We start from the raw sequence: 20986 nt of genomic DNA on the forward strand, positions 1-20986 counted from the left end.
ATCTTATTCTAATCCATTCATGAATTGTACCATATTATTGAAAGTTCCATATTAAATGTGACCTAAGTATTATCAGGAAAATTTATCCGCAAACCAAAAGCCCCGCTTCAATGGTCATATATGAAGCGGGGCTTTTGATTAACTGTGACTAACGGCTAATGTCGCATTTATGTTATTCTGATTGTCCAAGTGCTTGTCGATGCAAGGCCATATAAACCCGCTTCCTTCCACTGAGGTCAATTCTTCGATACCTATCAATATTCAGGAACTTTTGGTCGTCTTCAGTTAATTTGGTAGAGATTATAATAGTACCATCATCCTCAAAAGATATTAATTTTCTATCAAACAATCGATCATGATTCGGACAGAGCAAAAGACCATTCTCAGGATCTAATCGTTCAAAGTTGCTCTCACAGCAACTCCATTCCTTAATATGACTCGCTGTAAGAACATTAAGGTTTGATACCGGGCACAAATCACAACGTTGTCTTTGTTTTAACAGTCGGTCTCTAAATAACGATTGTCCAATTCGCGAACGAATAATTTGTTCCCTCTCCGTTTTTGGAATTTCTTGAATACCTCGTTCTACTACCAATACAAATTCATCAGCAGCATCATTATCTATTTCGTTTGCTCGATGTGGATTTTTCCTTGCAAGTAATATTAATAGTGCTGGAACATCTTCACGGTTGATGTACGGCATATAGCTTTGAAATCTCGTGAACCTTGCAGATACCTTTTGTAAATCTTCGATAGTGATAGGGTCTTGGTAAATCGTTATTGATGAAGTACCAAAGTAACATGCAAACCTATATTTTTCATGAATGATCTCTTCTTGTCTAACAAAAATAGCACTTGCAATAACACTGGATTTATAATGAAATAATACAAGAGTGGTATACGGGTTTAAATTGCTTCTATCGAAATTTGACAGGTAACCTCTCATAGGGAGTACGCCTAAAATAAACTCATGCTGGACTTGTGTAATACTCATCCCTCTAAAGGCTGGATTCTTACTATCCATAGAAATAAAAACACTTAATTCAACTTGATTATGATATTCCATGTAAGGACCACCTTTTAATAAATTATCGTGGCTCTCGGTCTAACCTTCCCCACTCATCAGAACTAATCAATAATGTCACTGCTGTTAAACTATTATTGTAAAGCAACTAAACTCCTGCTTGTTTAACAAAAAAGTCTCGGTGTCCCCAAAAAAACAGCCGCGCATGCCGACCGCCGTTGCCGAGCCGGCGCGGCAGTCTAAACCTATTTTTTCTCAGTAATACTTTTCAGTCTAAAACTTTATTTTCTTCTAACACTCGAACCTGGCCACCATATCCCCATAGGCTTTTATAAGCGCTTTAATGATCTCAATAGTACTGGAGCTTGTGGTATCTTCTCTGATGTGGAAAATTCATGAGTTTTTGTCTCAGTAACACCCGGTTGTTTTGTTGGTATCAGCTTCACCTGCCCCCAATATCGCCAACTAAGAAAAAGAGCCCGAGGTCTGATTAAACCCGGACTCCTTTTTATGCTTTGTATACCTCTATCTTTAAAACCATATCGAAATCTTCTAATTCAAGCATTCCAGATATAGCAGCCAGACGTTTCACGATTGATTCTGGGCTGCCTTTGAACTCCCGACGCATGTAAGACTCACTTTGCTCTATGGACAGTCTAGGGTTAGATTCATGGGATGCTGAGCAGGTTTGAGCGAGTGCCATTGCTACCTCTTGCTCAGTTATCTCCTTGTTATTACTCTGGCCATTATCCATGGACACTACTGAAAACTCTGCATCGATGATCTTGCGACCATTATTGACTTGGTCTTGTTTCTTCTGCGTCTTGGCTTTTGCTTTCGCTGCCTTCTCTTCTTCAGTCAAGGATGGCCGACCTCTCCTCTTCTTTTCCTGAGACGGGAAGACCACTGATTCATTTTTACCCTTGAGTCCTAAATGATATAAGTGCATATAAAATTTTTTGTAATCCATGCCCCACGTTTCGCGGATCACCTTCTCGGGAATCTCCTTGCGCATGTGCATCATGATGTCGATCCTATCTTCGCGTGAAAGCTTCTCATACTCTTCGTATGATATCACATCACTCATTTGTCGCTGCCTCCTCCTCCGTATCGAACAATTTCCCAACACAAGGCTCGCATATGTATCCACCCATAAATTCGTTTAGGTCATTTTCGCTTTTACAAAAGCGACACCATTTCTCCTCTTTGTCCAGCTTCTCAATGATGATCCAACTTCCCTCTACGTAAATATCTAGCTCCTCTTTATGCCCAATATTCATAGTTCGGCGCAGTTCCATCGGGATTACAATACGGCCAAGCTCATCTACAGCACGTACTACACCGGTTGATTTGATCTGTCTGGCCGCAGTGCTTCCTTCTACTGCTTTGGCGGGATTCCGTAATTTATCTAGTTCCTTCGAAACCCATTCCCTATCACGTAACGTTTCCATTCCATCGATACAACCATTGAGGAAAGTCATCATAGTTTGTCTGACTGTTTCAGCACTCCGCGGCATTACTCTTTGATTCTTGGACATAATTTCCTCCCAGACATCTAGTATATCAAGCAATATTTTACCAGATTTGTTGCAACTAGCAACAACAAAAATGACCCTAGATGTATAGGATCACAAAATTTGCGAATGATTTCTCAGGGGTTGGCCCATACCTTATTCGACCCCAAACCCCAAAGAGGATCATCGGAATCCGGAAAGCGTATATCTGTATTAAACTTATATATACGGATCCTTAATTACTCGCATATACTCTATACGGTCTTTTATGCATTAACTTTGAATAAATTTAATATCATAGGCAAGAATGCATAACAACAATATATTGAAGTAGGTGGAGTAAAATTGAAAGATAAGAAGCGCGAAGATGCTTGGAATGATAACCATGATGCAATTCTAGCTGAGATAGTGATAAACCATATTAAAACTGGAAGTACTCAGTTACTAGCTTTTGAAGAAACTGGAGAAAAAATAAATCGTACCGCGGCAGCTTGTGGTTTTCGTTGGAATAAAGAATTAAGAAAAAAGTATGAGAACAAAATTTTAGAAGCAAAAGCTTATAGAAGTAAACATAAACAAAAAGCACAGAAAAGAGAACTATTTGTTACTGTATCAAATACAGCTATATCGGATAATCCATCTCAGCAATATGATGATAATCCATTCGGCCAAATTATAAAGATAGCTCAAGATCAAGCACATATATTTGAACAATTATTGCAAGAGAATAAAAAACTTAAGGATCAAATACTTGAACTGAAATCTATAAAGAAAAATTCTGATATAGCAAAAACTAATGATCAATTTGGAGTAGATGATATTCAAACCTTTCTCAATATCATGAACAGAGCTAGAAACTTGACATCAGTAAATTTAAATGTATAAGAATTCCTTACACTCCACATCATAATATTACACCTAGAGAAGGAGTTGCATAAATGGCTAATAACAACACTTTAGTAGTTCCCCAAGCAAAGGCTGCCTTAAATCAGTTGAAGATTGAAATAGCTCAAGAACTTGGAATTCCATTCCAACCAAACGCATACAACGGAAACATTGCCACACGTGATGCAGGTGCCATAGGTGGCAATATTACAAAGAGATTAGTGCAAATAGCTGAGCAACAACTATCCAGCTTCCAACGCTAATACTTTGATGTAGGAGCAAGCACAAAAAAGATTACAATACCTTTTTCTCCTCAGGGAATTGTAATCTCTTTTTGTTGTGATGTAATATATATTTATTATATCTTTAATCCTATCACTTTTGCCTGTTTTTCTAAAATCGATGCCACAGAGTTTGCATCATAGCTGTCTCTCAATTAAATATTTAGTGTTCAAGGCGGCAACTATCAAATGTTTCAGTACCATTTTTGACGTCTCTCGTTTCTATGTAGGATCAGCAAGTTAATTTTATGGGACTATTTTAATGTCATTTGCCGAGAATGGTTCAGATCACTGAACAACAATTGGCAGGTTCAACTGCAGGATTTAGACTCTAATTTATACTAGCAAAAAACCGCAAAAAAGACTGTAATCACCTTTACCTCCTCAGGTTGATTAAAGTCTTTTTTATTTTCTCTTCCGGTCCGTCCTCAGAGTATCGAGTATCTTATTAAAGTTAATCAGATAGCTTGTCTTTAGTGAGTCCCAAGAAGTGAACTCGCTTCACGACGTCATGTAAGTGCCTCTGCAACTCTTTCCTCGCAATGTCAATTCCCTCTTTAACACCTGCATCTTTAATCAAGGCAGTTAACTTTTGATCATGTTCCTCGCCCCATGAATTTTCGAGTTCTTTCTTGATGTTAGTTATCTCTTCTCTATATTGTTTTGCAAGGGCCGTATTCCAACGATTTTTAAGCTTATTTGAGGGTATGTTTATCAACGCTGACACTTTTCTTACTACTTGCTCTACCGTTTGACCAGTACGAGCCCCATCGATCATTTCATCAATTAAAAGTTGGTCATGTTTGGAATCCCACTCTGGATAGAGTTCAGAACGGATTTGCTCAACCGTCTCTCGAATCTTAGGCAGTAAGATTAGATACCAGTATTGTTTGCACCTCTCGGGAGGGATGACAATTAATTCGGCTACCTCGTTGAAAATATTGTCCATTGAAGTTCCCGCCTTAATCCCATTAAGTGCATGGTTTTTGAACGTCTCCACATTTTGGGGGTCATCCCACACATCTGGAGTATGAGGGTGCTCAACCGCAGTTGCTGTTTCACTTATATACCGGTCATTAAAAACATATCTATGAATTTCTGATAATAAATTTTCTTCATGCACTGGATCTTCAAGCCTGAGGAATCTAGTAAATTCTTCATCATATTCGGACTCGAAGTTCATCGTTCGACTCAACTTGCAATCATCTAGATGAAGTTCATGCTTTATAGCGAAATTATAGAGTACTAAATCCTCACTGACTTGTTCCCTAACTGCTTTATTGTGATACTCCATGAAATCAATCTTCAGTTTATGATCCCATCTTCTCCAATCAAGCCGATTTGGAGGATTTTTCTTCCACTTGATGAATTGAACTAAATGTTGTTTACTTACTACCCACCGATTACCGTGCTTCGTCGCGTAAAGTTCCAAGGATTTGATCCACTTTTTTACGTCATCATAGGTTGAGTGCCGCAACGACTTATCGATAGATGGATCATTCTGCAGAAATTCATGAACCTCAGAAGCGTAGAAAACCGCTGTATCCTCATATCGGTCAAGGATGCATCTTTCCCTTCTCTCCCGCTCCTGTTCCTCGAGTAACTCCCTTTGCTCCTTTTCCTTAACCAGTTCTTCTTCTTGATACGATACTGCCTTTCTCTGCTGATTGATCTCGATGCAATTAGCAATAAACATTCGATGAAACTTATCGCCCTGGAGAAACTGGTACAACCTTGGAGTTCCCTTCAGTCGATAAAGAACCGGCAGTTCTCCATATGGAAAATGGATATATGTCGCTTCAGGGTCTGCTAATATGTGATAGATAATTTGAAAGGGGTCGCCCTCACCGACTTTGATCGATATTGCTTTTGAGTTCGCTGCAATGTTCGCAAGGCTCGTTGGAAATGTTATCTCATCGTCGGAGATTCCTTGCGCTCTTAGCCAGTGATATGCGCACCATTTCATGTATTGTATAGCACCATTACCACGACCATGGAAACATTCATACACAACTCGAGACAAGTCATTCTCTTGCCATTCATCAGGATCTTGGGGTGGATCAACTTCCACATAGAAATGAGGCTCAATCGTGATGTATCTTTCGTTTAAAAATACAACCAGTTGATCCCATGTTTCCTGAGTACCACGCTTACGCCACCAGCCGTCATGATTGGCAAGGATCGACTTAAGACGATCATCGGTCCACTGCATGAAGCCGCGACGAACCGTATTTACAAAATCCATCGCTTCATGTTCTCGTAGACCTTCTTCAGATTTTTTATATTCTTCAGTTTCCTTAAATCGTTCCAAAAACATATTACTTTCTTTTTCATTACTAAAGATGACAGTAATAGATGCAGAGCCATGTATAAAATATTTTTCGTCCACTCTGCCGCCACATTGATCCATAGATCTGCATATCCTGGCTAACTCTAGTTCGGATTTGCAGGTTTCATAATGAAATGAAAGGTGGATTTTCTCATGATTCATAAATCACCCTTGTACGAAAGAAATTTTAACATAAAGAACTTATACAGACCGTAGCTAAGCGACCGTAAAGCAATGACACTGCCCTAAACTTCCGCTGATGGATATTCAGCTTTTAATTCTTCAACGGTGCCGAATTTAGGAGTTTCAAAGATCAATTTTGCCGGTGCCTTGTCGGTTTTATTTTTGACAATATGACCATAATATTTGCCTGATTTTTCAAAAACGAACATAGTCTTATCCTTTTCCTTGAGTAAAGGTATTTATCGATCATGAGGGCATTCTCCTCTCTTTATTAGGCTTCTTTAATCAGATCCGGATCGTTATTTCTCACATTCCCTACACGCGTCGTAACGGGGTAAGCTTTCATTTGGTCTGAAAGGAAGGGAACCATTAAATGTCGGATCAACTCGGGTTCATTCGTGCCACGATCTAACCATAGCGCCTCATCTTCTCGCTTAAGAATCACAGGCATTCTGTCGTGGATGTCCTTCATTAGATCGTTGTAAGAGGTCGTAACAATGGAATATGAATTAACCTGTTTTCCTTCCGGGTCTGTCCATGAGTCATGAACTCCAGCCATGCTAAATAATTCACCCGATTTTCAAAGTAATCCGCATCGGCTGCTTGTTTGCCCCGACATTTTTCCATTCATAAAAAGAGCAGGCAGGTATTATGCATCTCTTGCGCCGGATAGATGTGCGGAATGCGGGCTTCTCAGCGACAGTTTCTGCCCGAGCATTGATGGTTTTAAATGCAATCTTTGGATCCTTTGCCCACGATGGGATAAGTCCCCATTTCATAAGCTCCAAAAAATTATTGTTCTCATCGTTAATGACAACCGGGAGCATCTGTGTAGGAGCTGCGTTAAAATTTGCTCGATAATTCTGGATGGGTGTGTCGTGAACTCCATAGCGTTCTAGCAATTCGTCTAAAGTGGCAGTAATAGTATACCTTCCGCACATGAAAATCGCCTCCTAATTCCCATCATCGGAAAAATGGACCCCGAATAGCCTTAAATTGATCTCATAAATATCACTTTACCATTATCATCACTTTAGTTCCATCAGGATAATTCTCTAATTGGTTTCCTACCCATGATCCTGCTCCACGATTGTCTGATGGGGTTACATAAGCAATATCTGCACCAGCACCACCCTCTGCACACATTGCCATTGGAAACTCATCTCTGTCTTTATTAGGTTTTGTAGGGATACCTTTTAATGACTCCTTGCGATTCTCTTCTGCACCTTTGCGGTCAATTGTACATACTGGAGTTTCACCATGTTCAATAGCTGCTTTGACATGTGCCGCGGTTTCTGGGAAACGATCTGATGGTATTATGATTGTGTATTGAGTTGATGCGTCTTGATTAGTTGAGTAAGATTCTTGTGGGAGTAATCCTATTTTATATAGATAAGATACGCCTATTATTAGAAACATGATTAAGGATAAATATAATATTTTCTTTTTCATTGAACCTACCTTGTTGTTTTTTTGGTAAAGTATGATGCTTAAATATGAGTATCTTTCGTTCTATTTCTTCGTCGGATTTCGTTATATCCGAAATCTCCATTGTTGCTATAGAAAACGCCCCAACTAGAAGAGCAAGACCCACCTATGTGCTACTTACAAAAAAAGACTCCAAACGCACTAAGTGTTAATTTTATCCAATAAACGCATTACACCTGCTCCATCTTCTAATAAAAGAACATGATTAATTACACTCTCAGCGTCTCCGATCCAATAATAATCATTATTTTGAAGTCTAAATTTGTTATCGATTATACTAATTTGAATATCATTTATTGCTCCGATGCGTCCCAATTCGAACTCAAATACCTTTTGAGCTACCTGAAGTTCTACTGCTAGTTTCGCTGCCAATTCAGATCGCAAGTCTTTGAGATGATCGAGGTGGAATATAACTCCCTTTCTGGTGGGAGCCACGTAATCCAAAGGGTTTTTCCTAAGCTCTTTAGTTAAAGAAGTAATGACGGGGTTTTGGGCTATATCCGATGCTATTCCGTACTCAGGGTTGCTTTTGTATAGATCGATTAATAAGTAGTCCAATCTTTCAATTAGTGTTCTATAGTAGGCTGCTTTGATTTCTAGCATAAAAAGTTTAATCACCTCTTCGAGGATTGAATGGGACTTGAATGGAAACCATTGATATTATGTACTGATTCCCACATCCCCCGCTTCAGTGATCAGATAAATAATGTTGCCTTCTTCTTCTTGGCCTACTACTGGCGCAACGTTTACATCCTGACCAATTCCCAACTCTATTATCAGGACTAGCTTGATAGCTGTGCTGCTTTTCGGTACACAACCACCAGACTTTATCGCGTTTTTTCGGTTTAATTGCGGTGGGTAAAAGTGGATAGTTCTTTTCGTAATCCCACTCTTTAGCAATATGAGGATATAGCTCAAGCAGGGAACCATCGATGGGCGTAATCATTTTCTCACAGATCCTGCAATCAACAAACTTTATTCTACTTTTCACTTTCATTCTAACAGAATGGTTTAAGCGACATGTCCACCATACATAAACTTCGCTGTTCGGAAATAAGTGCCTCGGATTTATGCCAGTATTCTTTTCATAATCCCAGTACAATTTTAGATATGGGTATCTATTTAACAATCCCGCCTTAGAATGAACTACTCTTTTATATCCTGAAATTAAACGAACTTTTCGTTTCAAATTCTGATTTAGCTTTAGTATGTCATTAGGGGATAAATTAAAAGAATTCTTAAGATCCCTAAATTGAGGAGTGCCTAGTTTGACCATGAATTATCTCCGCCTAAATTAATGGTTACGAATGACTAATACAATTATATCAAATTTTTTTGTAAAGTTCTGATCAATCATAAATTAACGGTGCCTAGCGGTACAAACCGCTGCTACAGCAAAACTGAATTTCGCAAGCACTCTTCTTCTAAATGAATCACCTTTTCTTAGTTATGTGAATTTGCTAATATCGGGAACAGTCAAAGAGCAGCCTGAATTGCAAGTTACATTTATGCTGCTCACATCGCAAAATATTTTATCAATCAATGGCTTTGATCCTGGCGGACAAGGACATTGTACACGGCTACGACCTTTCATATAACCATTCTTTAAATTATAATTATATATAACTTAAGAAGGTTTGGTGATACGTTATGTACAAGGACAACATAGATTCATCGCTTCCTAAAAGGGAATGGAATCAAAAAAATGAGATGGCCATTAAAATCGACGGGAAAGGCAAAAAAATGCGTGATATTGTCGTGGTTTATTTATCATACATGGATACCGGGTTTAATCTTTCTCTAGAGGAAGCGGGTGCCTACCTGGGTTGCTCCTATGTGTACGTATTACAGGAGTTGAAACCGAAAGTGCCACATATTAATATCAACTCGATTATTCGCAAGGCAATTCGGGAGTCTGAGGAATTTGCGGATCTCTCCGTGGATACTATCTCACTGTTACAAAAACGGATTTTACTTCACCGATCATCATTTGAGGAGTTTCTGCAGGTGCATGTTGAGCGAGAACACCGTTACGATCTTCTTACATATATGGCGTTCCAATCACATGCTATGTTTGAAAGTTTTGCACAATTGGCTGGCAGCCAATCTAAATTAGCTCTTTTGGTTGAAGCTTCTTTAAGCTTGTTCAAGAAAGAATTCCAAGAGAACACGATACTACTTTCTGTCAATGAAATTCCAGACAAACTTTACAGTCTTCAAGAACTAAAACAACAATTTATGTATAAGCATAACGCGCAGGTCTATAATTTATTGCACAACCAAGGAGTGAATAAGTATAGATATGAGGGGATGGTTCGGTACGACTTGAAGGAGATCGAAGAAAATAAAGATATAATTCCGATTCCAAGAGGTTACGAGGTGGAGGCATGCGTTGAATCTATAATTGCCCGAGCCTGCATGACTATTGAAATGCGAGAGGCATTAAAAGGTTCTAAAAATAAGTTTTAGAACTACTTCAAATTAAGAAACAGTGGAGGTAGCCTTGGACGAGAAGAATAAAGTCCAAGACTGCCGCTCCATTGAGTTAATACTTCTTCATAAAATGAACGACTTGATTATTCGGGAACTTCTTCTCTTCATCTGTTCATCTCATTGCGGAATTGAACAGCTAAATTGCGAGCAATCTGCGCATTGTCCATATCTACGTTATTGTAAAAACTATCCTGATTGCCCACGAAATCATATACATTGGCACTGCCTGCATCCAGTCTCACGTGGTATTCCGGATTGGAACGCCATGCTCCGACTCCTGTGTTTTCGTCATGTCCGTGAATCGTGACATGGGGATTGCCGCTCCCGTACATGATGCCGTCCGAAACCAATCCAAGCAAGGCGACGCCTCCGTTGAAATTGATTTGATCCGGCCAACCGTTACCGACATAATGTGCAAGCTCTCTAATGTACTCCGGGTTATTTAATCTGCGTGCAGCCAGCGCTGTCCAGGTCGCAGCGTCATTGCCATAATCATTATTGCCGAAATGTTGGGCAATCGCCAAGATGGAAGCAGCATTCCAACCAGGAATCTGCGCGAAAGAGATAGTATCGGCATGAGCATTGTTGCCCATGTATCCGGCCAACGTAATCCAATTGGCTGCGGTCAGCCCGTTGGCGTTATTGACGAATGCCTGCGCCAACGTTCCGATCTCAGCCGCGCCCCAATTGGCTAACTGGGCGAAAGCGATTGTATTTGCGTGCTGATTATTACCCAATATGCCAGCAACCGTCACCCATTCGGCTGCCGTCAGAGTGTTAGCATTGGCGGTAAAGGCTTGCGCCAATGCGATTATTGCGACCGAGTTCCAATTCGCAATTTGCGAGAATGCGACAGCGTCGGCAAAATTGTTGGCGGGAAAGCGGGCCGCAATGGTCGCCCACTGCTGCAGCGAAAGCCCGTTGGCATTTGCTGCGTAGGCTTGCAAAATCGAGTCGATACTAAGAAATGTCCAGGCGTTTAAGGAGGTCAATTGAATGACGCCTGCGGACTGTTGCTGACTAAGAGATATGTCGGGATGCTGCGTCAGAACCCCTATAATGGTCGCATAAGGTACATTGTTTTGCCTCATTTGCGCGGCGTAACCGACCGCTCTACCTAGCACAGGCTGTCTGTCGATTACTGGAAACATAGCAATTAACAATCCTCTTGCTTCTTGTGCAGACATTCCGGAATCAATTAAATTTTGCGCACTTGAGGCCAAAAATGGAGCATCGTTATAACTTCTTCCGTTTGCGATTATGGATTGAGTGATCAAATTGTACGAGCCAACACCAAGAACAAAATCGACCGCATTGCTCAGTTGGGCGACAGAGGCACTGGTCTGCTCTGCCTGCTCTTTTGGCTTCCGTTGCGCAAAGGAAGTCTCCTCGCTCTGTAGAGACATGGAAATAGCCCGTTGTCCTTGCTCGTCCGCTTCCCGCTCGAGCTCAGGATCGTCATTGATAGCTGTTCCTCCGACCTGAAGGCTAGGGGATACCCTGCCCTGCCGTTGCTGCACGATGTGCCACGCTTCGTGTGGCAGATGCTCCTCTTGACCGGGACCAATATGTACTTCATTTCCTTGGGCGTAGGCAAGTGCCTGCAGCTGTGCCGGTTTATCCGATCCATAATGAACCCTCACATCGGACAGATCTATTCCCGATAAGTTTTCTACTCCCGTTTTCAATTGTTCCGGCATACCCGTTTTATTTTCTTTTTTTTGAAGCGGTTCGTTCATTCGGGATTGCATGAGTTGAGTGACCGCTCGATTGCCTACTGTCTTTTGCAGTAGCGAAATATGTGCCGGACTAATGGGCGTTGATGGAGATAAAGCTCTTTGCAGTTGAAAATTTGATGTAGGGGCGTGTGTCCGAATTTCTTCGGGTGATTTGTTAGATGCATCTTCGGGTTTATTTTTAATAGAGTGTGCGGGATGATCCATTTTCAAATATGCCTCCCTAATTAGAATGAAACTATTATAATTAGATTCGACAAATTAGCAAATATTTCCTTTGTATCAGTTTTAGAGAGACATTTGACTTTGATCACCCTCAGTACGAGTTCGCATTCGCATCGTCGAGCCCTCGACACAAGCAAGATTGCCTACTGGGACCAGGAAGCACTGACGTTTCATTTGCTCATTCAAGGGATGTTTCCTTATCTAAGGCGACGGCATATCTAATTACTGTTTTCGTGTCATTATATCCCATTAGAGCTGCCAGTTCTTCTAAAGGTGTGCCTGTCCGCAAAAGTTTCATAGCATATGTGTGACGCAATTTTATCGGCGTACCTACTAAACCAACTTTCTCGAAATGTTCTGTTACTAGACCAGTTGTTGACCTTTGAGAATAGGGTTTCGTTCTATCTCCGAAAGTAAGTGGAATAAATAAATACCCATCGTTATCTCTGGACCATTCGTTACAACCAGAGTAATTCAAATAATCAATAATGGTATCTTTAAGAGAATCACTCATAGGTACTTTTCTAGTTTCAGCAGACTCTCTAATGGGCAATGTAATAAGATTATTCTCGATATCAAAGTCACGGACCTTAACTTGTGATAGTTCTCCTGAAAGACAACCGGTCTCAAGGAAGAATTTTATTATAGCGTGACGTTTAGGGCCCGTCAGTTCAGCGTAATACTCTCTAGGATTCAGAAGTTTGGCAACTTCGCTTTCAGTAAAATATTCGATTTCGTGCAGTTCAACTTGTTTGGGATCAATTCCGTTTTTGATGTAAGTTATTGCAAGGTCACTCTTATTTACAAATTGAAAAATCAAATTAATAAGCGCTCGATAGAACTTGATCGTATTATTTTTAGCGTTTGGGATCGTTCGCATAAACTCATCGAAGATCTCTTCATTGAGATACTCTAAGTTAAGGTTCTCTCGTCCAGTTTCAGCTAAGAATTTGAGTATTTTTTCAAGATTCTGTATATACGATGTTACAGTTTTTTTAGATAATTCACTTCGTTCCCCACGTTGCAACGTATATGACTTGAATTTTTGAATCACTTTGATTGCATGAAGTGATTCTTCCTCGTTCTCTCCTGAATTTTGATTCTCTCGACGAATAATAATTTCTCCTGTTACGGCGTCAAAATGAAATCCCAGGAGGTCATTTACAGATAGTCCGGACTCCTCCCATATAGCGGGAGGGACAGGTATTTGAAAAAATTCGCAAATACGTTCCCCAGTTAGAAACTCACGATTGTCCATACAATTCCTGTTCCTCTCTATTTTACGTAATGATAGTAGTCGTAAAACGTCGTCGTCGGCGTGACAATCAAGCTGCACGTCGTTCAAATCGTGTCATATTGTTCTGCATTAGTCTGAAAAAAATCTTCTATAACGAATTTCAGTTTCAGCTCTGTGAAAGAGACTGTGACATTACCAATGATCTTACGATCACTAAGAAATCTTGCATAACCAGCGATCAGTGCCCCATCTCCGAGTAAAATCTGTTCATCGCAATCACACTTTTGCACAGAGACATCCGTAACGTACAAGGTCCCCCCGTCAAATTGGCGTATATTTGTTGACGTCTTTGTTTCGATCTGTTGATTACACTGGTTACATTGCAACATAGGTTCTCCCTCAATCTCCGAGTGTTTATTTTAATGCAAGAAGTAGGCAAGAAGCCAGAGCATCATTAAGTGCACCGGATAAAAGCTCCTCCAGAGCCACGAAGGAACTTTAAACTTAGGTGAAATCTCTGCTTTACTGAGAGGTACCCAAGCCAGCGCGAGTGTTGGAATGATACTCCACACCTGTAAAGGCATATGAAAAGCAAACCAAGCAAAAATATTGATTAGAATATGTAAAAAAATCGCTTCAAACCCACGTGTATAACGGTAAATTGCGACTAGCAACAACGCATATGATCCGTAATCAGTTCCTGAAATATCAAGCAGCAGCCCCGCTCCAATAAACCAAAACAGCTTTTCTCTTAACTTCTCTGCAGCTTCTACACGGTATAAAGCAAATACGATAATAGTAAAGGCGGCAATCACATTTATTGACTCGTTCTTGAACAAGAGCGAATATGGTAGTTGGGATATGACTGCCAGGAATAATAAACGAAAAATATATTTTTGGGGGTCACGAGTAAACGACATCCCTCTTGCCACACCGAAGGCATATATCGGGAAAGCTATCCTTCCAATGATCCTCCAATCGGGGATATTCGGAAACCAGACATAACCTATATGATCGATGATCATCGTAATCATTGCTAGCCACTCCATAAAAAATAACCCCTTATTGCTTTAAGCATTAATAATTTGCGGGTATTCTCGGACGAATCCTCGATTGTGCCGCGGCTAACTGCTGCGTATCGACGTGAGTATAAATCTGCGTAGTTGAGATATCTGAATGCCCAAGGAGCTCTTGCAGAGTTCGTAGATCCGTGCCGCTCCGGAAGTGATTAGTAGCAAAGGTATGCCTTAATTTATGGCTACTAATTTTTTTGTCCTTAAGAGTTGGGCGGGCTTGTTTTATGATGCTTGTAGCTCGATCGATTATACTTTGTATCGTTCTACGTCCAATCCGGCGGCCTTCTTGTGAAATGAAGAAAGCTGAGGAATCTCCATCCTTGGGATTTACCCGCTCCTGCAGATATGTTTCAAGTATGACTGCAACACTCTCATGGAGCGGTACGGTTCTCCATTTCCTTCCTTTACCCATAAAGTGAAGTGTCGGATTTTCTCCAGATTGAAAATGTTCGATATTTAGAGCGTGGACTTCTGATACGCGCAGACCCCCATAAGCCATAAGAAGACATATTGCAAGGTTACGGATTTTGTGTCGTCCATCTACATATTCAAGAAAATCCGCGAGCTCCTCCTCACTCAAGAATACCGGTGACCTGTTTTTCTCGACTTTTGATTTGGGAACGGTGATGGCTGGATTAACCTGGATCTTTTCGAATTCGATAAGAGCCTTATAAAAGCATCGTATAGATGAGATCATTCGGTTAATTGCTCCGTCACCGGCGCCTCGATCTCGCATTACTTTTTGAAATCTCATTATATCCCCTTTAGTTACTGAGGCGGTCGGTGCTTTAACATAATCCAGAAATGCGATAACCTCACGAACATATTCATTTTGTGTACGTAGGGTGTACCCTCGATTCTGAAGATAAGTTTGAAAATCGTCTATATCTTCTTCGAAGTACGTTTGAAGCTTTTCGCTCAAGTGTATCCCCTCCTGTCATCAGAAGATGTGAGATAGAAACAAATCTCAGTATGGATCGATCTTTTACTTCTTCTCTGATGACTTGCCGCCGTCGTCGGACTTCGGCTGCTTAAGCTTGGCAATTTCTTCTCGGAGCAGATCACGTTGTTCATATTGCTCGCGGAGTTTCCCGGTTGCGTCCTCACGTTCCTTCTCAAGCTTTGCTTGATACTCCGTCCGGATTGCCAGCAATTCACGTTCTTTCTCCATGTCCTTTCGCTCCGAAAGTCTTTCTAGTGCTTCCTTGTGACGTTCTTCGGCTTCCGTAAGCTGTTTCTCACTGATAGCTTCCAATGTTGTGACTTGCGTCTCCAAACCGGCTATACGTCCCGACTGATTATTGACAACTTCCGTTAACCGGGATATTTCCGTTTTCAATTCCTTGTTCTCATCCGCAGCTGCCTTGTACTCGTTTACGATTCCGGAAAGCGTAGATATTTCTTGTCCGCGTTGCTCAACGATTAAGCCCTTATCCCGGACGGACTCTTGTAGTTGCTCAACTAGCTTTGCTTGAGATCCGTTCTCTTTTATGAGTCGCCCCATCTCGTCAGCCAGAGCCTTCACTTCTTTCTTCATTTCAGTAATCTCTTGCTCTTGCGCGAATATAGTTTCTGCGCGGTTTGCTAGAGCATCCGTATGCTGCTGAGACAGATTGAGCCGTTCTGCAGCCTCCGTATTAATCATACCGATAAATATCTCTGCGTTCCGACGTGTATGATATTCCAATTCATCTATTTGTTTTGCGTACCCGCTTCCTGTACCTTGCTTGAGCAATTGCAGCTCATACATCGACGCCAACTGCTCTATGAAAGCCTCCTGAGTCTCTAGGCCACTCTCCTCCGCCAGACGTTCAAGTTTCACTTTTAAATCGTTGGTAATTTTGTATGCTTTAGTTGTTTTAGCTTCGGTCGACGACATCTAAAAACTCCCCTTTTTTTTCGTAGGTTTACTTATAGACCTTATATTATCATAGGTTAACCGAGTTTACTAAGGTTAACTTGTCGTACATTTATCTAGTGGCTGACTAGGAGCGGGTGCCGCTGCGCGGCAGAATATGCTCGATCGATCGCCTTTGTGGCTTCATCCTGAGTTGTATATAAATCTACCAAAATGGTAAGGATAGGTACATGAGCTGAATGAACGACAAATCAAGATAGATGCTAATGGTCACCCTCTGGAAACATTGTAAGCCCGGGAAAAACGGGGGGCGCTCAGAACCTAAAGCTTGGTGGCCGAAAGGCCTGTTTGGTCGGAAGGCTTCACGAATATAACGCGCGCGCACAAGTTCGGTACATATAGCTTGTCTATTTGATATTGTCTACTTGGCTCGGAGGTCGCACCTACCGAGCTATTCGTCATACCCTCTTCTCTTTATTCTCTTGATTATACTACCAAACAAGCGACAAATGTGTATTTGGTGCTTGTTTATTCAATCAAGTCCCCCCTTCGTACCGATACACAACTAAAAAAACAAGAAAAATGATGCATTATGTCGTTTCTATTATCCTATCATAAAATTAATAGGTTAACTTTTAGTTCCCATTATTACAAGGGTTTACCGAGTTTACTAGGTAAACTAGCCGTTGTGCCACAATATTCGAAATTCTCTAGGCTCAAATGCTTTGAGGCACTGCTATATCAAATTGAATGGTTTAGCATTAATTAGGGGGGGCATCAAGCTTTGGATATGCCACAGAGCCGAAGCAATGGGCATCCACAATTCTTTATAAGGTGCCTTCATAACTCAACGGAACGCAACTTGTGAGCCTTGTTTTGCTCCACACTGGCCGCAGCTAGTAGTTCATGATTTATCGTCCCGTTTGACTTTACATTCCCATTTTGATCTTGATGATTCCAAACTGCAATATCCAATCATTTAGACTTACCCCAATAAAAGAAACAGCGGCAAGCCTTGGACGAGAAAATAAAGTCCTAGACTACCACTGTTTTATTGAGCTATCATTTTCTGTTAGCGAAAGGGTGCTGCCGTTCATTTTGACAGCCCGCAAATAAATAAAAGGAACCTTACTTTTTCGCTTTCTTGCTTTTTTTTCTCTCTTTTCTATTGTGCTTCTTCAAAATGTGGGAAGGATCATAGCTGCCATTTTCCCTTTGATATTTTTTCAAGCTTAGCAACATTGGGATTGTCACGACTATAAGCATCCAAAAAGCAATCTCAAAACCTGATTGCATCAAAAAAGGGCTACTTTTAATAGCACTATGCAAAAAGTAAAAATCAAGAAGTGTAAGAAATAATAATTTCTTAGTCAATTTAAGACCAAGTTCTTGTTCCCTGTTTGAAATGGTCATGAGTTCTAAGAAATGCAAGAAAAGATAATATCATAAATATATATCCGTTAGTTTTCATTCCAATATAAGATTGAGCTAAAAATTCTATAATGTGAAAGAGAATAAAATGCCCTACTAGCAATTGATCTATTGTTTCATTATGTTGGTTCGCTATCCACTTTAATACAATCGCAATCGTTGGCATTGAAAGAATTGGTAAAAATAAGTACAACCTAAGTAAGTGGAGCTTTTTCCGCTCTTCCCATCTAGGAATGATGAATAAGATATCCAGATACTTTGCGATATTCTGGCGAAATTTCAGGATTGAAATACCAACACTACTTTCATATTTATTCATCATTGTGCCTCCTATTCAAATTGGGACTATACCTAATATATCGTCAGATATCTGATTAAAATCAAGGCGTATTTATCATATTCTACAGCAGAGGATTAGAAAAAAGAAGTAACCGCATGGAAGCAGTTACTTCATTTTTGCCCTGGATCATCGCTTAAGCGATATAATCATCTTTATCGATGAAACTCTTGTCACCGCTTCTTTGACTACTACACATTTTGCAGTAAGTTTGTTGTTCCGCAACGTTTGCAGGAACACTTATATTTGTTTTTTTCGCAATACAGGTGCGATGCTGGCCACCAGTAAATGTGTAATGGCCACATGCAGTGTTATGCTGGATATCTACGCTACATTGAATACCTTTCTGTTGAAAAGACTGTAGCAGATTCCTGCAGTAAGAGACGGATGAGTCCGAACGATTATCTTTGTCTTGAATTAGATATTCTTGGAGTTCCTGCGGACTCAGCTCAAGCGAGCACTTACCCGTTCTCCTCATAAAACAATCATGCTCTGACAGATGATAAACAAATTCCTTGTTCGTTGGATCCAGCATCGTTTTATAACGATCGGATCCAGTTAATTGATGCAGTTCAGTAGATGCTTCTACTATACTTTTGGACTCACACAATACGCTAAAAATGATCTGGTATCCCTTTGCCACCTTATTTGCAGCAAGATGCTTTGCAATTATACCGGTGAGATAGCTAATTACTTCAACTGGTTTAATCCAACCCTGCATGGTTGAATCCATCTTACTAACTTTTTCATGGATGGATTTTAATTCTATCAGTCCATCTTCATAATTGAGCGTTGAGTAACGAACATGTTGCTCCATATTCCATATTGATTTATGGATCTCCATGTAAAGGCTAAGTGCATCGACATCTTCCTCTACTAATGGCAGCATTTTCCATTGCCGTCTTCCTTAACGCATAAAATGGCGCCAGCTTGCTTTGTTAGCGTGTCGTTGGGACCAACTAAGGCATACAGAATCTCCCGATCACTTCGGCCTGTGCCATATTTATCCCAGAGGTACACACGCTTATGCTGCTTGTACTTGCTCTTGAATCGCCACATTGAGACTTTTCCGTTAAGTGCTTCCTCGAGTCTTTGATTCCCTTCAAAAATCAGAACGTGCATACAATTCTACCTCCATAATATTTTTCCCAATTGGATCTCCTGAAACGCAAAAACTCCCTATGGGATGATTGCACCTTAACGGGTATAGCAAAAACCCGTTTAGCAATAACATCCCATAGGGAGTCGAACTTGCCGCATATGCGGAAATGACGTGAGATCGTCTGAGTTACATAATCCCATTTTACAACATTTACTATACTTTGAAAAGATTCAATACGAAACTTCTGTTGTAAGACTTTGGAGTTTATAAAGGGCTTCATAGCTTGTCGTTTGTCTCTTTCGCAACTCTTTGACTATACTTATTTGAGGGTTCTCTTTAGTTGCATTATTTCTGTCTTTAGGGATTCCACATGATGATCTGTAGCCTTACCTTTTAACTCAAGTCCGTTCAGTACGGTATTCCCCTTTATGCCCATTGTTGTGATGCTCGACCTAATAGCTATATCTATATCTAACTTAGGATCAAACAGTATTTTTGACCACTTTTTGTCAAGGACAATAGAAGCCTCTGCAAGAGCCCTCAGATCACCATTAATATCAATCAATTCAAGATCATTATTTATCTGTGAAAGTATACTACTCTCCGTGGTTTCAGACGGCGCCTGTGTTGGTTTGGACGATTGAATAACAGCAGGCTTCGATGTCGCCGATGCTTCCGTTGGTTTGGACGATTGAGTAACAGCAGGTTTTGATGTCGCCGATGCTTCCGTTGGTTTTATTGTTGGGGAAGGCTGGACCGGTGCCTCTGTTTGTGTGGCTGTAGGCGTGGGTTCGGCAGGATTCATAGTTTGTGTATTAATCGGTTTTGGATCAGGATTAAATGTCACGGGTGTTGATTCAGTTGTGATTTCAGGTGTTTTAGAAGCCGGTGTTGGGCTTGGTTGTCTCGAAGAAACGGCTGCTTGGTTTTGACTTCCAGAGTCTTTACGAATCGAATTGGCGTATGTTTCTACTCCAATTGAAGCTAAAATACATAATGTTCCGATGATGACAAATATGTTCTGTTTTCTCATCCTGCGATATCCTTTCTTTCCTCAATCGATTTTTCGATCAGCCTCACCAAGGTTTCATGAAGATCCGGTGAGTAACCTTCGTAATGCGGTAGGTCTTGTATGTATGAGATCAGGGCAGCATCTTTTATTACATCAAAGTTTTGCGGCTTCCCTGCGACAGTAGACCGATCGTTTGCGATACAAAGCACTCCTAGGATGGGGACATTCGCTAATCCATTATCATTCAACAATCTTTGAAATAAAATATCGTGATGAAGCATTTGTGCATTTGGATCTTTTATCACATCTTCTTTAAGTAGGTTTCCGTATGAATCTTTTTTTGTTCGTTCAATCCCGTTGGGTGTAAATCGAAGTTCCCCGCTGTAATTTTTCGTCTCAACATGAATCAAACCTTTGGACCCAACAATTAGATGATCAATCTCATGTCGCATTCCTCCATGTACTACATAAACGCCATTCCAAACGAAGTATTGCTTTTCATCCAAATACCTGAGATGGAAGCTGACCTGTTCTTCCGCTCGATTCGCAGCTTCTTTTTGAGCAACCTTTATCTCTTGCCTTTTTTTCCTCTCAGCTGCAGCCTTCTGTTCCTTGTTTGTTTGTATATAGTGATTTAAGAATGATCGGAGTTTAGGCAGTATACCTACTGATAGAAAAACAAAACCAATCAAAAATAGTACTAACGCGAACCCATCAAATATATTCATAATAACCTCCTATGAGCAAGTAGTTGTGTCACAGCTAAAGCATAATG

General features: G+C 40.6%; 24 protein-coding genes. 3 read left to right on the forward strand and 21 right to left on the reverse strand.

Annotation, left to right across the window (positions count from 1 at the left end; all coding sequences use genetic code 11):
- Positions 1-172: 172 nt before the first annotated feature.
- The 3 genes from QFZ80_RS00655 to QFZ80_RS00665 form a co-directional block, all read right to left on the reverse strand.
- A complete protein-coding gene (locus QFZ80_RS00655; RefSeq protein ID WP_307544264.1) occupies positions 173-1066 on the reverse strand; it encodes an HNH endonuclease in 894 nt (297 codons plus the stop codon).
- Positions 1067-1532: 466 nt separating this feature from the next.
- On the reverse strand, positions 1533-2111 hold the full coding sequence (locus QFZ80_RS00660) for a hypothetical protein (protein WP_307544262.1): 579 nt from the start codon (positions 2109-2111) through the stop codon (positions 1533-1535).
- A complete protein-coding gene (locus QFZ80_RS00665) occupies positions 2104-2562 on the reverse strand; it encodes an AbrB/MazE/SpoVT family DNA-binding domain-containing protein (protein ID WP_307544260.1) in 459 nt (152 codons plus the stop codon). Before QFZ80_RS00665 ends, QFZ80_RS00660 begins: the two co-directional genes overlap by 8 nt.
- A 321-nt stretch (positions 2563-2883) precedes the next feature.
- Here QFZ80_RS00665 and QFZ80_RS00670 point away from each other — a divergent pair, with 321 nt between their 5' ends.
- Both QFZ80_RS00670 and QFZ80_RS00675 read left to right on the forward strand, forming a co-directional pair.
- The gene (locus QFZ80_RS00670; RefSeq protein WP_307544258.1) at positions 2884-3423 is read left to right on the forward strand and encodes a hypothetical protein; all 540 of its coding nucleotides are present in this window, start codon (positions 2884-2886) and stop codon (positions 3421-3423) included.
- Between the two features lie 53 nt (positions 3424-3476).
- Entirely contained in the window at positions 3477-3686 is a 210-nt protein-coding gene (locus tag QFZ80_RS00675) for an alpha/beta-type small acid-soluble spore protein (RefSeq protein ID WP_307544255.1), read from the forward strand.
- 472 nt (positions 3687-4158) lie between these two features.
- Here QFZ80_RS00675 and QFZ80_RS00680 read toward each other — a convergent pair whose 3' ends face one another.
- The 7 genes from QFZ80_RS00680 to QFZ80_RS00710 form a co-directional block, all read right to left on the reverse strand.
- The gene (locus QFZ80_RS00680) at positions 4159-6114 is read right to left on the reverse strand and encodes a hypothetical protein (RefSeq protein ID WP_307544253.1); all 1956 of its coding nucleotides are present in this window, start codon (positions 6112-6114) and stop codon (positions 4159-4161) included.
- 164 nt (positions 6115-6278) lie between these two features.
- Positions 6279-6425: a hypothetical protein gene (locus tag QFZ80_RS00685; RefSeq protein ID WP_307544251.1), complete on the reverse strand. Its 147-nt coding sequence runs from the start codon at positions 6423-6425 to the stop codon at positions 6279-6281.
- 62 nt (positions 6426-6487) lie between these two features.
- Positions 6488-6775 (reverse strand): SOS response-associated peptidase, encoded by a 288-nt coding sequence (locus QFZ80_RS00690; protein WP_307556821.1) that lies wholly within the window; start codon positions 6773-6775, stop codon positions 6488-6490.
- Positions 6776-6785: 10 nt separating this feature from the next.
- Positions 6786-7157: an SOS response-associated peptidase gene (locus QFZ80_RS00695; RefSeq protein ID WP_307556823.1), complete on the reverse strand. Its 372-nt coding sequence runs from the start codon at positions 7155-7157 to the stop codon at positions 6786-6788.
- 70 nt (positions 7158-7227) lie between these two features.
- Positions 7228-7668 carry a NucA/NucB deoxyribonuclease domain-containing protein gene (locus QFZ80_RS00700; protein ID WP_307544246.1) on the reverse strand — a complete coding sequence of 147 codons (441 nt, stop codon included), beginning with the start codon at positions 7666-7668 and terminating at the stop codon, positions 7228-7230.
- A 177-nt stretch (positions 7669-7845) separates the two neighbouring features.
- On the reverse strand, positions 7846-8307 hold the full coding sequence (locus QFZ80_RS00705; RefSeq protein WP_307544244.1) for a hypothetical protein: 462 nt from the start codon (positions 8305-8307) through the stop codon (positions 7846-7848).
- A gap of 85 nt (positions 8308-8392) precedes the next feature.
- Positions 8393-8980, reverse strand: a complete 588-nt coding sequence (locus QFZ80_RS00710; RefSeq protein WP_307544241.1) for a zinc-ribbon domain-containing protein — start codon at positions 8978-8980, stop codon at positions 8393-8395.
- 374 nt (positions 8981-9354) lie between these two features.
- Here QFZ80_RS00710 and QFZ80_RS00715 point away from each other — a divergent pair, with 374 nt between their 5' ends.
- Entirely contained in the window at positions 9355-10173 is an 819-nt protein-coding gene (locus QFZ80_RS00715) for a hypothetical protein (RefSeq protein ID WP_307544239.1), read from the forward strand.
- Between the two features lie 128 nt (positions 10174-10301).
- Here QFZ80_RS00715 and QFZ80_RS00720 read toward each other — a convergent pair whose 3' ends face one another.
- The 11 genes from QFZ80_RS00720 to QFZ80_RS00770 form a co-directional block, all read right to left on the reverse strand.
- The gene (locus QFZ80_RS00720; protein WP_307544237.1) at positions 10302-12140 is read right to left on the reverse strand and encodes an eCIS core domain-containing protein; all 1839 of its coding nucleotides are present in this window, start codon (positions 12138-12140) and stop codon (positions 10302-10304) included.
- Between the two features lie 196 nt (positions 12141-12336).
- Complete coding sequence (locus tag QFZ80_RS00725) at positions 12337-13416, reverse strand: tyrosine-type recombinase/integrase (protein WP_307544235.1); 1080 nt, start codon at positions 13414-13416, stop codon at positions 12337-12339.
- Positions 13417-13499: 83 nt separating this feature from the next.
- Complete coding sequence (locus QFZ80_RS00730) at positions 13500-13784, reverse strand: hypothetical protein (protein ID WP_307544232.1); 285 nt, start codon at positions 13782-13784, stop codon at positions 13500-13502.
- A gap of 30 nt (positions 13785-13814) precedes the next feature.
- On the reverse strand, positions 13815-14444 hold the full coding sequence (locus tag QFZ80_RS00735) for a TraX family protein (RefSeq protein ID WP_307544230.1): 630 nt from the start codon (positions 14442-14444) through the stop codon (positions 13815-13817).
- A gap of 28 nt (positions 14445-14472) precedes the next feature.
- The gene (locus QFZ80_RS00740) at positions 14473-15393 is read right to left on the reverse strand and encodes a tyrosine-type recombinase/integrase (RefSeq protein WP_307544228.1); all 921 of its coding nucleotides are present in this window, start codon (positions 15391-15393) and stop codon (positions 14473-14475) included.
- Positions 15394-15456: 63 nt separating this feature from the next.
- Positions 15457-16350 (reverse strand): hypothetical protein, encoded by an 894-nt coding sequence (locus tag QFZ80_RS00745; RefSeq protein WP_307556825.1) that lies wholly within the window; start codon positions 16348-16350, stop codon positions 15457-15459.
- A gap of 1354 nt (positions 16351-17704) precedes the next feature.
- On the reverse strand, positions 17705-18079 hold the full coding sequence (locus QFZ80_RS00750; protein WP_307544899.1) for a hypothetical protein: 375 nt from the start codon (positions 18077-18079) through the stop codon (positions 17705-17707).
- A 154-nt stretch (positions 18080-18233) separates the two neighbouring features.
- The gene (locus QFZ80_RS00755) at positions 18234-18986 is read right to left on the reverse strand and encodes a hypothetical protein (protein ID WP_307556827.1); all 753 of its coding nucleotides are present in this window, start codon (positions 18984-18986) and stop codon (positions 18234-18236) included.
- On the reverse strand, positions 18974-19219 hold the full coding sequence (locus QFZ80_RS00760; protein WP_307556829.1) for a hypothetical protein: 246 nt from the start codon (positions 19217-19219) through the stop codon (positions 18974-18976). Before QFZ80_RS00760 ends, QFZ80_RS00755 begins: the two co-directional genes overlap by 13 nt.
- 299 nt (positions 19220-19518) lie before the next feature.
- Entirely contained in the window at positions 19519-20232 is a 714-nt protein-coding gene (locus tag QFZ80_RS00765) for a hypothetical protein (RefSeq protein WP_307544894.1), read from the reverse strand.
- Positions 20229-20939: a nuclease-related domain-containing protein gene (locus QFZ80_RS00770; RefSeq protein ID WP_307544892.1), complete on the reverse strand. Its 711-nt coding sequence runs from the start codon at positions 20937-20939 to the stop codon at positions 20229-20231. Before QFZ80_RS00770 ends, QFZ80_RS00765 begins: the two co-directional genes overlap by 4 nt.
- Positions 20940-20986: the final 47 nt, after the last annotated feature.

The organism is Paenibacillus sp. V4I7, assembly GCF_030817275.1.
Taxonomy (GTDB): domain Bacteria; phylum Bacillota; class Bacilli; order Paenibacillales; family NBRC-103111; genus Paenibacillus_E.

Excerpts from the sequence above, each read along its gene's own strand:
- QFZ80_RS00765 (WP_307544894.1), bottom strand. The coding sequence starts at position 20,232 with ATGAGAAAACAGAACATATTTGTCATCATCGGAACATTATGTATTTTA.
- QFZ80_RS00705 (WP_307544244.1), bottom strand. The coding sequence starts at position 8,307 with ATGCTAGAAATCAAAGCAGCCTACTATAGAACACTAATTGAAAGATTG.
- QFZ80_RS00675 (WP_307544255.1), top strand. The coding sequence starts at position 3,477 with ATGGCTAATAACAACACTTTAGTAGTTCCCCAAGCAAAGGCTGCCTTA.
- QFZ80_RS00745 (WP_307556825.1), bottom strand. The coding sequence starts at position 16,350 with ATGTCGTCGACCGAAGCTAAAACAACTAAAGCATACAAAATTACCAAC.
- QFZ80_RS00730 (WP_307544232.1), bottom strand. The coding sequence starts at position 13,784 with ATGTTGCAATGTAACCAGTGTAATCAACAGATCGAAACAAAGACGTCA.
- QFZ80_RS00690 (WP_307556821.1), bottom strand. The coding sequence starts at position 6,775 with ATGGCTGGAGTTCATGACTCATGGACAGACCCGGAAGGAAAACAGGTT.
- QFZ80_RS00680 (WP_307544253.1), bottom strand. The coding sequence starts at position 6,114 with ATGGATCAATGTGGCGGCAGAGTGGACGAAAAATATTTTATACATGGC.
- QFZ80_RS00665 (WP_307544260.1), bottom strand. The coding sequence starts at position 2,562 with ATGTCCAAGAATCAAAGAGTAATGCCGCGGAGTGCTGAAACAGTCAGA.
- QFZ80_RS00660 (WP_307544262.1), bottom strand. The coding sequence starts at position 2,111 with ATGAGTGATGTGATATCATACGAAGAGTATGAGAAGCTTTCACGCGAA.
- QFZ80_RS00700 (WP_307544246.1), bottom strand. The coding sequence starts at position 7,668 with ATGAAAAAGAAAATATTATATTTATCCTTAATCATGTTTCTAATAATA.
- QFZ80_RS00695 (WP_307556823.1), bottom strand. The coding sequence starts at position 7,157 with ATGTGCGGAAGGTATACTATTACTGCCACTTTAGACGAATTGCTAGAA.
- QFZ80_RS00655 (WP_307544264.1), bottom strand. The coding sequence starts at position 1,066 with ATGGAATATCATAATCAAGTTGAATTAAGTGTTTTTATTTCTATGGAT.
- QFZ80_RS00755 (WP_307556827.1), bottom strand. The coding sequence starts at position 18,986 with ATGCTGCCATTAGTAGAGGAAGATGTCGATGCACTTAGCCTTTACATG.
- QFZ80_RS00710 (WP_307544241.1), bottom strand. The coding sequence starts at position 8,980 with ATGGTCAAACTAGGCACTCCTCAATTTAGGGATCTTAAGAATTCTTTT.
- QFZ80_RS00770 (WP_307544892.1), bottom strand. The coding sequence starts at position 20,939 with ATGAATATATTTGATGGGTTCGCGTTAGTACTATTTTTGATTGGTTTT.
- QFZ80_RS00750 (WP_307544899.1), bottom strand. The coding sequence starts at position 18,079 with ATGAATAAATATGAAAGTAGTGTTGGTATTTCAATCCTGAAATTTCGC.
- QFZ80_RS00735 (WP_307544230.1), bottom strand. The coding sequence starts at position 14,444 with ATGGAGTGGCTAGCAATGATTACGATGATCATCGATCATATAGGTTAT.
- QFZ80_RS00760 (WP_307556829.1), bottom strand. The coding sequence starts at position 19,219 with ATGCACGTTCTGATTTTTGAAGGGAATCAAAGACTCGAGGAAGCACTT.
- QFZ80_RS00685 (WP_307544251.1), bottom strand. The coding sequence starts at position 6,425 with ATGTTCGTTTTTGAAAAATCAGGCAAATATTATGGTCATATTGTCAAA.
- QFZ80_RS00720 (WP_307544237.1), bottom strand. The coding sequence starts at position 12,140 with ATGGATCATCCCGCACACTCTATTAAAAATAAACCCGAAGATGCATCT.
- QFZ80_RS00725 (WP_307544235.1), bottom strand. The coding sequence starts at position 13,416 with ATGGACAATCGTGAGTTTCTAACTGGGGAACGTATTTGCGAATTTTTT.
- QFZ80_RS00715 (WP_307544239.1), top strand. The coding sequence starts at position 9,355 with ATGTACAAGGACAACATAGATTCATCGCTTCCTAAAAGGGAATGGAAT.